The organism is Microcoleus sp. B4-D4 (assembly GCF_036705185.1).
Lineage (GTDB): Bacteria > Cyanobacteriota > Cyanobacteriia > Cyanobacteriales > Microcoleaceae > Microcoleus.
Genome location: NZ_JAUBTX010000069.1, coordinates 1 through 13,237 on the forward strand (window position 1 = coordinate 1; position 13,237 = coordinate 13,237).

Below are 13,237 nucleotides of genomic sequence, written 5' to 3' on the forward strand. Positions count from 1 at the left end.
TCGACGATCGCATCATCAACTAATATGCCAACCACCAGCGACAGCGCCAACAAAGTCATGCTGTTAAGCGTATATCCCACCATCCTCAGCACAGCAAAAGTAGGAATTACCGACAGCGGCAAAGCCACAGCAGCAATCAAAGTTGCCCGCCAATCCCGCAGAAAAATAAAAATAGTAATAATCGCTAAAGCCGCCCCCAAAATTAAAGCATCCACAGAAGCTTGATAAGAATCTCGGATGTGGTCTGCTAAAGTATAAATAAGTTCCAGCTTCACATCCGGCGGCAAAGTTTTTTCCATTTTCTTGACAGCTTCCCGTACTGCTTCTTCCACAGTCACGAGAGTGCTGCCGGTGCTGCGGAGGATAGAAAAAGCCACCACGGGTTTGTTGTTTAGCCGCGCGCCCTGACGCGCTTCTGCATAGCCTTCGTCAACTTGTCCCAAACTCGAAAGCGGCACAAAACCGCCTTTGGGTAAAGTAATTTGATAAGCTTTCAACTGTTCGATAGTTTTGGCACTGCCGAGGGTGCGGACTGTTTGCTCGGAATTGCCGATTTCAGTTCTGCCACCGGGAAGATTGATATTAAAATTGCGAATTTGGTCGTTAACTTGGGTAGCTGTAATGCCGAGACTTTGCAGTAATTCCGGGTTTAAATCAACTCGAACATCCTTGTCTCTGCCTCCGATTCGCTGCACTTGAGCGACACCTTTAACGGATAGGAGGACACGGCTGATGTTTTGGTCGATTAATTCGCTTAACTGTTCTACGGTTTGGCGATCGGAAACCACGGCGTAGGACATAATTGAACTGCCGGCAAATTCCACCCGCTTGACAACGGGATCATTAATATCTTGCGGCAAGTTTTGGCGAATTTGGGCGATCGCATTTCGGACATCATTTGTAGCGCGATCGCTATTTGTGCCCAACAAAAAGTTAACTGTCGTATTAGAAGAACCATCATTAACAGTAGAAATAATGTGGTCAATATTCCCCAAACCCGCCACAGCATCTTCTACTTTTTTCGTAACTTGAGATTCAAGTTCTGCTGGATCTGCCCCCGGTTGGCTGACAGATATCGAAACAGAAGGGATATCGATATTAGGTGAATCATCAATGCCTAAAACGGGAAATGATACTAAACCCCCGATTGTTAAAATTAAGAATAGAACAATCGTAGGGACAGGCTGTTTAATCGACCAAGCCGAAATATTGAAAGACATAATGGGAATTGGGAATTGGGAATTGGGAATTGGGAATTGGGAATTGACAACCAGATATTCGAGAGCAATTTTCGTAGGGGCGATTTCACCAACAATCTTTGATGAGTACCGAAAATTAATATAAACCCGCCCCACCCAACCACAAATCCTGCGTACACAAACGCCCCAAAACATCTGGTTTGTCAGGGCGGGTTTATCAAGATTGTTTGTTACCCACAAATATCTTTGGTGAACCCGCCCTACAGAAATTATGTTTGTTTTACCAGACTTTCAATTACCAATGACTGCTGACTGCTGACTGCTGACTACTGACTACTGACTGACTACTTTTACCCGATCGCCATCCTTCAGATAACCAGCCCCAGCAATAACTACGCGATCGCCCGCTTTCAACCCTTTTTTAATCTCAACCTGAGCTTTCGTCAAATCGCCAACCGCCCCTCCAGTAATCTCCCCAACTACCACATTCTGAGCCTGCACCTTATCCTCGCCCACAAGTTTGTAAACAATAGAACTGCCGTCAGACTGCGGTAAAATAGCCTTAGCAGGAACTTTCAAACCTTGCTCCGTCGCCGTCGAAATCGAGGCGCGCAAAAACATTCCCGATCGCAAAAAATCGCTTGGCGGCAAATCAATTTTCACCGTAGCTTGGCGATTTTGCGGGTCAACTAACGGCGAAATCTCTCGCACAGTTCCCGACAACTTAATCCGCTTGTCAGAATCTGAAGTAATCTGCACGGCTGTTCCCGGCTGCACTTGCGAAATCTGAGTTTCCGGCACTTTCAATTGCAGTTCTAGCTTGTTTCCGCGAATAATCGAAAATAGTTTTTGACTCCCCGAAGAAACATCCCCAACACGACCAATTCTTTCAGCAACAATACCGCTGTCCGGTGCTCGGACGATCGTTTGTGAGAGTTGAGTTTCTAACTGTTGGATTTCGGCGTCATTGCTGCGGACACTTGCTGCGTTGTTCCCCACGTTTGCTCTAGCGCTGCTGACAGTTGCGGCCGCCGTATTCACCTTAGCGCGGGCACTACTGAGGGCCGCTTGCGCCGTACTGATATTAGCTTCGCCATTAGCTACTTTAGCTTTAGCCGATCGCACTTCTTCCGCTGCTTTGTTCTGTTCTTCCAAAGCTTTATTCAAATCGGCCTTAGCCTTGTTTACATCTTGAACAGCAGTTTCTCGCTCGGTTTTACGCTGTTCCAAATCTTGCTGGCTAATTACTCCCTGCGCCGCCAAATTGGAAAAACGATCTACTTCTCTTTGAGCTTGAGTTAACTTAGCCTCGGCCGAAGCAATTCCCGCTTTAGCTTGATTCACGCCAGCTTTAGCTTGTTCGACACCGGCTTGGGCTTGGCCGACACCTGTTTTAACTTGCGCTAAGTCAGCGACGGCTTTTTCCACGCCAGCTTGAGCTTGTTCGACACCGGCTTGGGCTTCTTTTTGGCTTGATTGAGCTTGCTGCACCTGAGCTTGCGCTTGGTCTACTGTAGAATCGGCCGATTGTCCTTTAGCCACCGCTGCGGCAATTTGCGATCGCACCACCGAATCATCCAAAATCGCCATTACCTGACCTTTTTCTACCGCATCCCCTTCTTTCACCAAAACCTGCTGGATTTGCAAACCGTTGGTTTGCGGCAATACCGGCAGCAAATCGTAGGGGGCCACAGTCCCCGTCGCTTCGAGAGTTTGAGCCACATCGGCCGATTTCACAGGCGCGACTGTCACCGTTTGAGCCGCTGGGGCTGTAGCCGCCGCTGGGGCTGTAGCCGCCGGTTTCGCGCTCTTCTGGCCAGCCGTCAAGTGTACTGCTAGCAGAGTTGCAGCTACGCCAATCCCCGCGCCCACCAACACCGTCGGCCACCTGATTTTTTTGCTGGGCCCAATTTCCGGCTCTTCTGGTTCCCCAAGTTCTGATTGTTCCCCATCTTCTGGAACTTCTAGGGATCTTTCTCGTTCATCTTCCTCACCGGAAAAGTGCCAGCTAGATCGGTCTGAAACTCCACTTTCAGGCGCATCGGCTATTGAATTTCTGTCGCGCCCGCTCTTTACGGGGAGAAGCGGTTGCTTTTCTTCCGCTTCTGAAAAAACTTGATTGGTCACTGTAGTTCCTCCCGCCGGTTTGAACCTTTGGTTTTTTATATTGTAAAGAAAGATTGCAATTTTTAGATCTAGTTTATTTTAGCCGAGGGCGCTAGTAATGTCGCGTCCTCCTTTTGGGTGAGTGTGAGGCGATTTCACTTGACTGCTGGCCGATCGATCGCCGGAGAGTTGCGATCGACATTTAATTCGCCCAGGGTTCCTCGCCGAGTATTATTAGCGTGATTTGGGGCCTGCGGGCGATCGGGCCAGCCCTGTCTGTAGCAAAACAATTTTCTCGTCACCAACTGATCCTCACAGAATTAAGCCTAATTTTGAACGAATTATTGCTAAAATCAGGCACATCGGCTCAAAAGTTGTACCAGTTTAATTGACAAAAATCATAATGAACAGTGTTTTTTCTCCCGTCCAACAGTTGCTAATTACTTGGTTGCTAGTGCTAGTAACGGGATGGTTTACCCTAACTGCGATCAGTTATGTTGGGGAACTGGTCAGCATTTTAGTGACAGCCGGACTGATTGCATTCTTATTAAATTATGCAGTAGCAAGACTTCAAGTATTTTTGCCACGGGGAGTAGCTGCTGCGCTCGTTTATTTAGTTGCGGGTTTGCTAGTATTAGTAATTGGTTTAACTATTGTACCGCCTGTGTTCACCCAAGCGAGTCAGTTAGGGGTAAGATTCCCGGACTTGCTGGAGTCGGCGCGGCAGCAGTTAGGTGAATTTCAAACATGGAGTGCCGATCGCAATTTGCCCTTTGACGTGCAAATATTGGAGCAGCAGTTATCGGCGAAAGTACAGGAGCAAGTACAGGCGATCGCAAGTACAAGTTTAGGTTTAGTCGTAGGTACTTTTAACTGGTTTATCGACTTAATCTTTATCCTGGTAATTTCATTTTATATGCTCTTAGACGGTAAAAGAGTGTGGCAGGGTTTGACCAGCATTTTTTCCCCAGATATTCGCTATGTGTTAACCGAAACTTTGCAGCGAAACCTCCAACGATTTGTCTCTGGACAGTTGCTACTGGGACTCTTTATGGCGATCGCACTAACTCTCGCTTTTTCGTGGCTGCAAGTTCCGTTTTTTCTGTTGTTTGCCGTGTTTATCGGATTGATGGAAATAATTCCGTTTATCGGAGCGACGCTTGGCATTGGAGCGGTTACTATAATTGTAGCATTTATCGATTGGTGGCTGGCGCTGCAAGTGTTGGCAGTGGCGATCGGTCTCCAGCAAATCAAAGACAATTTAGTCGCCCCCCGAATCATGGGGAATCTCACCGGATTGAGTCCAGTAATTATTTTCACAGCTTTACTCTTAGGAGGTAGAGTAGGAGGATTGTTAGGAGTTATCCTGGCCATTCCCCTAACTGGCGTTGTCAAAAGTATAGTAGAAATCTTACTCAATCCCAAATTGCCTCCGCAAACAGGCTCGTTTTTCTACAATCCTTTTAACGGCGAGGAATTGAGTCAAACAACGGATCGTGAAACTCAACTAATTTTGGTTGCCGATGAAGAAAAATAGTCTAAGGTTCGTAGTAAAAAATTCTGTCCGTAAAGTTTTTATCAGTCAGCTCGTTTGCTCGTTATTGCTCGTTACCAGGCTCTGCCTGGTAATGCAGACCCGGAGGCTCTGCCTCTCTTTATCTTTACCTTGCAGCTTCTGAAAACATAGGATTTTGGCAGATGTTTAAGTTATAAAATCTTCGTTTCTTAAGAAGCACTAAAGTCCTGACTACGAACTTTTCAATAAGCCCTAAAGTCCTGACTACGAACCTTTTAAAAAGGACTAAAGTCCTCACTACGAACCAACTTAAAATCTCAAACCTAAAACTTATGAAATGGTGGCAAAATCTTAGGCAAAATCCTCTGGCTCGACTGGGAGCAGTGGTATTATTATTTTTTTATACAGTCGCATTTTTCGCCGAATTTGTGGCCCCCTACGACCCCTACGACTCTCAATTAAACGGTTCATTGTTGCCGCCGACCCAGATTCATTTAAGCACCAAAGACGGGCGATTTATCGGGCCTCACGTTTATCCGACCACTCAGGGCCCAGTAGACGTGAATACGGGCGCTCGCGAGCTAATTGTAGACTGGCAAAAACCCTCTGCTGTCGGTTTGTTTGTCAAAGGTTCTCCCTATAAGTTTTTAGGGATTTTACCTTTAAATATCCACTTATTTGGAACTACCGGCCAAGCCAAAATCAATATTTTAGGCACAGATGAACAAGCTCGCGATCAATTCAGCCGCCTAGTACATGGTAGCCGAATTAGCCTCAGCATCGGTTTAGTTGGTATAGCAATTTCTTTCCCCTTGGGATTGTTGATCGGAGGAATATCCGGTTATTTCGGCAGTTGGATTGACAGTATATTAATGCGATTCGCCGAAGTATTGATGACGATTCCCGGTCTTTATTTATTAGTAGCGCTAGCAGCAGTGCTCCCCCCAGGCTTAACCAGCGCTCAGCGATTTATATTGATTGTGCTGATTACTTCATTTATCAGTTGGGCGAGTTTAGCGCGGGTGATTCGCGGTCAGGTACTGTCAATAAAACAACGAGAATTCGTGCAAGCGGCGCGCGCAATGGGCGCGAATCCAATTTATATTATTGTCCGCCACGTTTTGCCACAAACTGCAACCTATGTCATTATTTCTGCTACTTTGTCGGTTCCGGGTTTTATTGTGGCGGAGTCGGTTTTGAGTTTAATTGGTTTGGGAATTCAACAACCCGATCCTTCTTGGGGAAATTTGCTATCTCTGTCTACGAATGCTTCAATTTTAGTGTTGCAGCCTTGGTTAGTTTGGCCTCCGGCGACACTGATTATTTTGACTGTTTTGGCGTTCAATTTATTGGGGGATGGGTTGCGGGATGCTCTCGATCCGAGAAGCATTCAAAGGTAATTGGTAATTGGTAATTGGTAATTGGTAATTGGTAATTGGTAATTGGTAATTGGTAATTGGAAAATCAAATATTTGTAGGGGCGGATTTTCCGACCATAATCGCCTCAAAACAAATAATATCAAAACCCGCCTCCGCCCCAATAATGAATCGAAATAATCTTAATTATCAAGGTTTATCTAGATAATTCGCGGTGTGGGGGCGGGTTTATTAATATTTGGGATGTGAAGGAAAGATTGTTTGTGAACGCGCCCTACGGAATTATATTAATGACCAATAACCACTAATCAATAACCAATAACAAATAACAAATAACCAACAACCAATAACAAATAACCAATAACAAATAACCAATAACCAATTATTTAAGTATTGAGAGGTAAGCGGATCGTAAAAGTAGAACCCACACCTTCCTGACTTTTTACTGAAATATTGCCGCCCATCATTAAGCAAAAACGCTGGCTGATTGCTAGTCCCAAACCGGTGCCGCCGTACTTGCGGGTGGTAGAAGCGTCTGCTTGGGTAAAGGGTTGGAAAATCTGCTGCAATTGGTCTGGATTCATGCCAATTCCTGTATCTGTACAATTAAAAACTAAAAATTCTTTACAGGGATTTGATGCTGGAGAATTTGCCGGGGGTTCAGAACTGTTTTCTGGTATTGCTTCGCTGATGTTGTCAGCGGTTTCTCGGCTGGCGGTGAGGGTAATTGTACCGTTTTTAGTGAATTTGGCGGCATTGCTCAGCAAGTTTAATAAAATCTGTCGCACTTTGGTAATGTCACCGTGCATAGTGCCGATATTGCTAATTTGGTGCAGGTTGAGAGTGTTGCCGTTTTTTTCAATTAGTGGGGTGGCGGTGTCGGCGACTTCTTCAATCAAGGCGGCGATGTCGAAGGTTTCTAAGTAAAGATCCATGCGGCCGGCTTCGATTTTAGAGATGTCGAGAATGTCGTTGATTAGTGATAGCAAGTGTCGGCCGGATGTGCGGATTTTGTCTAAGTCTGGGGTGAGTTCGTCGTAGCCCAATTCTGCGGTTTCTTCTTGGAGCATTTCGCTGTATCCGATGATGGCATTGAGGGGTGTTCGCAGTTCGTGGCTCATGTTTGCTAAAAATGCGCTTTTTGCGGTGGAGGCGGCTTCGGCTGCTTCTAGGGCGACTTGCAAGGCGTTTTCAAAGACTTTGCGATCGCTAATATCCTCGACGCTGCCTTCGTAGTAGAGTACCTCACCGTCGGCGCTGCACACTGCGCGGGCGCTTTCAGAAATCCAAATGATGCTGCCGTCAACGCGGTACACTTCTGACTCAAATCCTGATATTTGTCCGAATTCTTGCATCACTTGCATAAACTTCTGGCGCTGCTGAGGATTGACGTAAGCTTGCTGTCTAATATTTGTGAGATTTGATGTCAATTCTTCGGGAGTTGCGTAGCCGTAGATGCGGGCTAAAGCTGGGTTGACGCTTAAGAATCGGCCTTCTGGGGTTGTTTGAAAAATGCCTTCGACTGCGTTTTCAAAGATGCTGCGGTATTTTTGTTCTGCTTGACGCAGTGCGTTTTGTGTTCGATCGCGATCGCTAGCTTCGATCGCCAATGATACCAAATCTGCCAGGGAAGCAGCAAAATTTTGCTCTTCTACTGTCCAGTTGCGAACACTTCCCACCTGTTCGATACAGATAACTCCGACTGTTTGGCCTCCCAGTCGCACCGGCGCATCTAAGGTGGATGTAGTGCCGTTTTCGGCAAAATAAGATGTCGCTAATTCTCTAGTTCTGATATCTGAGAGAGCGTTGTCGGCTGCGATCGTCCGGTATTCTTCCAAAGCTTTAAAATAAGCTGGATAGTCTGCTGCAGCGAGTTCCACACCCTGGGAGTGCTGCTGGTTGCTGCACCAAAATTGGTCGAGACATTGCAGTTTCGAGCGGCCCTCATCGTACAACCAAGCTCCTGCTCCTTGTGCATTTAAGGTACGAGCCGCAGCTTCGGTGATTTGCCTCAAAGCTACTTGCAAATTGCCTCGATATAGCACTTTATTTCTGGCTAATTCTACCAAAACCGTATTTTGTGTGAGCAATTGTTTTTGTCTCATCCGCCGCAGGGATTCGGCTCGCTTTTTTTCGGTAATGTCGCGGGCTACCCAAATTACTGATGCTTCTGAGAGCGGCGAAATACTGCCGGCAAAACAAACTTCGCGTTCATCAATGGTTAAATCGTATTCGATGCTGACTGTTTGCTGAGTATCTAAAGCTACTCGGATGTGGTTTAAAAAGTAGTCTGCTGTAGCTTGCGGAAACGTTTCTCCGATTGTTTTGCCTACTAATTCTTCGGCTGGTTTGTATAGCAGAGACATATTTGTGGGCGCGATTTTCAAGTAGCGGCCGGTGGAGTCCAAAACTATAATTAATTCGTTCATGGCTGCAAACAAAGCCCGCAATTCTGCTTCGGTGGCTGCGAGTTCGGCAGTCCGCTCTGCTACTCGCTGTTCTAAACTGGAGTTGGTTTGTTCTAGGGCGACAAAAGACGATCGCAATTGTCTGGCCATCTGGTTGAAAGACTGAGCTAAAAGACCGAGTTCGTTGATGCCTTTGACTTCGACTTCGCCGTCTAATTCCGAGGATGTGAAGTCGGAGGATTCGGACATTTTTGTTAATGCTTTGGAAGCTTCTAGCAATCGGGTGATCGGTTGGACAACCCAGCGAGAGGTGAAGATTCCTAGGGCGATCGCCAATATGAAGGCAAAAAAGCACAATAAGATAGTTGTGCGAGTGTTGGCGTTAATTTGCTCCATAAAGTCTGCTTCCGGGATGACCACTACGATCAGCCAATCGAGGCCGCGGCCGTCTTGCAGGGGAGCAACCGTAATGAATTGACGTTTGCCGTCTAGATCGAAGGTAAACTGTCCTTGGCTGCTAATTTGTGTAAAACTGCCAAATTGTTTTTGCAAGTATGTGGATGCCGATCGAATGAGCAAATTTTTGCTTTGTGTCGCCAACAGCCGTTTTTGTCCGTCTTTGGTGGTGACAAAGGGCAGTTCGTCCGTGGAACTGGCGACTATTTCCCCGCTGCGTTCGATCGCAAAAACTTGTCCCGACGGGCTAATTTTGATTCTTTTGAGAAAATCGCTGATTTGAGAAAGAGTCAGGTCAATTGCCAGAACTCCTTGCAGGCTGCCCGTTTGGTTGTAGATGGGCATCACCGGAGTAATCCCCAGAACGGGCGCTGCTGTGAAGACGTAGATCGGAGACCAACTGGCTTTTCCTGACTGTTTGGCAGTTGTGTACCAGGGTCTTGTACGGGGGTCGTAGGGGGCGGTTTGGATTAGTTCTGTGCGATTTCCCTGGCTGTCCAGGCGATAAATTTGGCGGTTGGGAGCGGTTGATTCGTCTCTGATGTATACTAAGTCTTCTGCTTCGCGTTTGAGCAAGAGAAATCTGCCCTGTTCGTCGCCGTAGTAGATGGTTGTAGTTCGATCGCTCAGCTTGGTCTGGTTCCACAAATAGCGCTCTAAATTGGGGAAATCTTCCGGGTTTAAGTTTCCCGAAGCGATCGCAGCAGTATTCATTTGCAGAAACAGGTGAGACACATCCCCAAAACTGCGGAAATTTTCTTTCGTCCGGGCTGCGACTTCCAAGCTCAACCTAGTAGCAAGGTTATTGACGGTTTTCTGGCTGTTGCGAAACGACAGCCATCCCGTTACGCCGACTGCTACGGAGATTTGTACCACCAGGGGTATCAACAAAACTAGGCTCAGTGACATCTTGGGCGAGCTTTTCATCAGACAACACTGCTCAGAATTTTCAATAACATCAATATTCTTGCACTTACCAGGTTTGCGTATCGTTTGTCGATTAAAAGATGCCCTAGATATTATAAATTATCAAGTTGCACACCAATAGTGAGGTGCCGTAGCTTGCCGCTCAAAACTTGGTTGAGGTTTCAACAGCTACTGTAAAAAATTATAATATTAATTGTGCCACTACTTGTGTGAATTCGCCGATCGCGATCGGGGACACAGCGCCCAAAACTCACACCCGATTAAACATAATACAACTGCAGGCAACCTTCGAGCCCTTAATTCATCAATCAGTCCCAATTATTATTTAACCTCAAACCTCAAATTGTATAAAATCTACAATTCTCTCATTTACTCCGGGTGGCGAACGCCAGCCTTGTCCCTGCTGAATAAAAAATTGATTCTAAATTTTTATACCAAGCCATCACAAATGTAAGTTATTTGACAATCCCCTGTTAAAAAATTTGCTATTAATAAAATAAGCTGGCAAAATCCCGATCGCGCCAAAAGAGGTTGAACAGTTGAGAGTAGACTGTTGACAGTTGACAAACGGACGATCGCTTGCGCCCCGCTCCGCTACGACATTTTAGCAAAATAATACTTCTGGAGGATGACATGAACTATACATTTGAAATCCTGGGCGTATCTCCAACTTTATCATTTTTTAACCAGCAGCAGGAATTGCTGCAACAACAGCAACCGTCCGGTGTAGAATACTTGGGAAACCGGAAGTGCACTCTCGATTCTTTTGTGGCATCCGTAGAGATAGTTTCTCCCTATCGCGGCTGGGATGTCGATCGAGTCGTAGACACCGTAATTAGTTTCTGGTTTCACAACTCCGAGAGCATCCAGTATTGGAAGGACAGGTTGCAGGATGCCGGCAGCGAAAACTTGTTAGTTGCCAGAGTAGGCGACATCAAGTCTTTACAAGCCGCATTTGAATCGCTGCTGGGCGAATAGGAAAATCGGTAATGGGTAAGAAGTCATTAGTCATTAGTCATTAGTTGTTGGTTAGTTGTTATTGGTTATTGGTTAGTTGTTATTGGTTATTGGTTAGTTGTTATTGGTTGCCAGTTATTGGTTGCTAGTTATTGGTTGCTAGTTATTAGCGATCCCCCGATCGAACCTCCAACGTCATCAGGCAAAAGGAAGGAACTATGCTAAATTACCAACTTCTATTGACAACTAACTACTAATAACCAACAACTAATAGCCAATAGCTAATAACCCACAACCAACAACGACAACCAATAACTAATAGCCAACTAATAGCCAACCAATAACCAATAACCAATTCCCAATTCCCAATTCCCAATTCCCAATTCCCAATTCCCAAATATTATGTCTCGTTCAAAAGCCCTGCAATCTTATATTTTTGTCCGCTTACTCCTAGCACCGCTAATGTTGTGGACAATCACCACAGCAGTATTTTTGCTGCTGCGGGCCACTCCGGGCGACCCCATAGACGCAATTCTCGGTTCGCGAGCTCCCGCCGCCGCCAAAGCAGCAATGCGAACCCAACTCGGCCTCGACGCACCCCTGTGGGAACAATATCTTAAATACATGAAAGACTTGTTGGGCTTAGACTTGGGAACCTCCATCACCACTCGCGGACAAACCGTCTGGCAAATTATCGGAGATTATTTCCCCGCTACAGTGGAATTAGCAGTTTGTAGCATGGCCATAGCTTTAATTGTCGGTATCAGTATCGGTTCCCTAGCAGCATCCCGCCCCAACACTATTTTCGATGCAGCAGGCCGTTTGTTTGGCATTATCACTTACTCGCTGCCGGCTTTTTGGGCTGGCATGGTTTTGCAGTTGATTTTCGCGGTGCAGTTGGGCTGGTTTCCCTTGGGAACCCGCTTTCCGGTGACATTCCCAGCCCCCCAAAGCTACACGGGACTTTACACTGTAGACAGTATCCTGAGCGCTAACCCGGGTCAGTTTCTCACCAGTTTGCATTATTTGGCACTTCCGAGTTTGACGCTGGGCATTCTTTTGAGCGGCATTTTTGAGCGAATTGTCAGGGTGAATCTCAAGCAAACTTTGCAAGCAGATTATGTGGAAGCAGCCCGAGCTCGCGGCATTCCTGAATTGCAGATTTTATGGGCTCACGCTCTGAAAAATGCGCTAATTCCGGTGATTACTGTCTTAGGATTGACTTTTGCTGCACTGTTGGGCGGCGCTATTTTAACCGAGGTTACTTTTTCGTGGCCGGGGCTGGCAAATCGCCTTTACGAAGCGATTAGTTTGCGGGATTATCCAACTGTTCAAGGTATTGTGGTATTTTTTGCTGGGATTGTGGTAATTGCTAGCATTGTAATTGATGTTTTGAACGCTGCCGTTGACCCGCGCATTCGGTACTAAATAGTCAGTTGTTAGTTGTCAGTGGTCAGTGGTTAGTAGTTAGTTGTTAGTTGTCATACCAAATCCGGGTTTTGGATACCATTTATGAACCAGTCGGCGCAGGCCGACTTTGTTTCTGTAGACGCGGTTTCAACCGCCGGATCATCTTTATCAACTTTGTTTGACTCTTCCGCGTTTCAACCGCCGGATCATCTTTGTTTGACTTTCTGGCGGTTTCAACCGCCGAATCATTTTTCTGCGTGCGCCAAATGTTGCAGCCAAAATCAGCCACCTCAGAAACAGCGATCGAAAATATCGGCTTTTAGACTCAGGACACTTTGCAGTCGATCGGCAATACTAGAGGAATAATAAAGCAAAATTTGAGGAAAAGCTGATGAAATTATTACAAATAACCGTCGCTCTATCGGCTGCTTTGACCCCACTAATGGCTGAAGCTGCCTTTAGCCGCCCGATAGTGGACGCAGGCGACTTTCCCAGAGCCTCAAACCCCCGAGTAAACGTGCCGGTTTGCTTCATCGAAACCCCAAGCGGCACAACTTTTGATTTAGTCAGATTGTGCGGCACCAACGCCGAGCCCCAAAATACGGCTCCTGTAGCCGGCAACCCCGCCAATGATCCTGCAAATAACCGCAACGTAACTAATCCGGCTGCAGCCCCGAACCCCAACAGCGTCACCAGAGATGCTGTGGGCACTCCCATAACTACTCCTGGGAGTGCAAATCCCGCCAATCCCGCCAATCCCGCCAATCCCAACAATCTCAATCCGGGAACTTCGCCGAATATCACTCCCAACAATCTCAATCCGGGAACTTCGCCGAATATCACTCCCAACAATCTCAATCCGGGAACTTCGCCGAATATCA

General features: G+C 46.5%; 10 protein-coding genes. 6 read left to right on the forward strand and 4 right to left on the reverse strand.

Annotation, left to right across the window (positions count from 1 at the left end; genetic code table 11):
• A partial coding sequence (locus QUB13_RS28390; protein WP_333387924.1) for an efflux RND transporter permease subunit occupies nucleotides 1-1,220 on the reverse strand: 1,220 nt, incomplete at its 3' end.
• Between the two features lies 1 nt (nucleotide 1,221).
• On the opposite strand from QUB13_RS28390, the gene QUB13_RS28395 reads away from it, so the two are divergent.
• Nucleotides 1,222-1,344: a hypothetical protein gene (locus QUB13_RS28395; protein WP_333387927.1), complete on the forward strand. Its 123-nt coding sequence runs from the start codon at nucleotides 1,222-1,224 to the stop codon at nucleotides 1,342-1,344.
• Nucleotides 1,345-1,532: 188 nt separating this feature from the next.
• Here QUB13_RS28395 and QUB13_RS28400 read toward each other — a convergent pair whose 3' ends face one another.
• A complete protein-coding gene (locus QUB13_RS28400; protein ID WP_333387931.1) occupies nucleotides 1,533-3,326 on the reverse strand; it encodes an efflux RND transporter periplasmic adaptor subunit in 1,794 nt (597 codons plus the stop codon).
• A gap of 134 nt (nucleotides 3,327-3,460) precedes the next feature.
• The gene (locus QUB13_RS28405; RefSeq protein ID WP_333086877.1) at nucleotides 3,461-3,607 is read right to left on the reverse strand and encodes a hypothetical protein; all 147 of its coding nucleotides are present in this window, start codon (nucleotides 3,605-3,607) and stop codon (nucleotides 3,461-3,463) included.
• A 101-nt stretch (nucleotides 3,608-3,708) separates the two neighbouring features.
• Here QUB13_RS28405 and QUB13_RS28410 point away from each other — a divergent pair, with 101 nt between their 5' ends.
• Both QUB13_RS28410 and QUB13_RS28415 read left to right on the forward strand, forming a co-directional pair.
• Complete coding sequence (locus tag QUB13_RS28410; RefSeq protein WP_333387934.1) at nucleotides 3,709-4,842, forward strand: AI-2E family transporter; 1,134 nt, start codon at nucleotides 3,709-3,711, stop codon at nucleotides 4,840-4,842.
• 311 nt (nucleotides 4,843-5,153) lie between these two features.
• Nucleotides 5,154-6,221 carry an ABC transporter permease gene (locus tag QUB13_RS28415; RefSeq protein ID WP_194065758.1) on the forward strand — a complete coding sequence of 356 codons (1,068 nt, stop codon included), beginning with the start codon at nucleotides 5,154-5,156 and terminating at the stop codon, nucleotides 6,219-6,221.
• A gap of 363 nt (nucleotides 6,222-6,584) precedes the next feature.
• Here the strand turns inward: QUB13_RS28415 and QUB13_RS28420 are convergent, their stop codons facing one another.
• Entirely contained in the window at nucleotides 6,585-9,989 is a 3,405-nt protein-coding gene (locus tag QUB13_RS28420) for a PAS domain S-box protein (protein WP_333387938.1), read from the reverse strand.
• A gap of 633 nt (nucleotides 9,990-10,622) precedes the next feature.
• Here QUB13_RS28420 and QUB13_RS28425 point away from each other — a divergent pair.
• The 3 genes from QUB13_RS28425 to QUB13_RS28435 form a co-directional block, all read left to right on the forward strand.
• Nucleotides 10,623-10,967 (forward strand): hypothetical protein, encoded by a 345-nt coding sequence (locus QUB13_RS28425; RefSeq protein WP_194010863.1) that lies wholly within the window; start codon nucleotides 10,623-10,625, stop codon nucleotides 10,965-10,967.
• A gap of 381 nt (nucleotides 10,968-11,348) precedes the next feature.
• Nucleotides 11,349-12,374: an ABC transporter permease gene (locus QUB13_RS28430; protein WP_333387940.1), complete on the forward strand. Its 1,026-nt coding sequence runs from the start codon at nucleotides 11,349-11,351 to the stop codon at nucleotides 12,372-12,374.
• A 373-nt stretch (nucleotides 12,375-12,747) separates the two neighbouring features.
• On the forward strand, nucleotides 12,748-13,237 hold a 490-nt coding region (locus QUB13_RS28435), incomplete at its 3' end, for a hypothetical protein (RefSeq protein WP_333387943.1).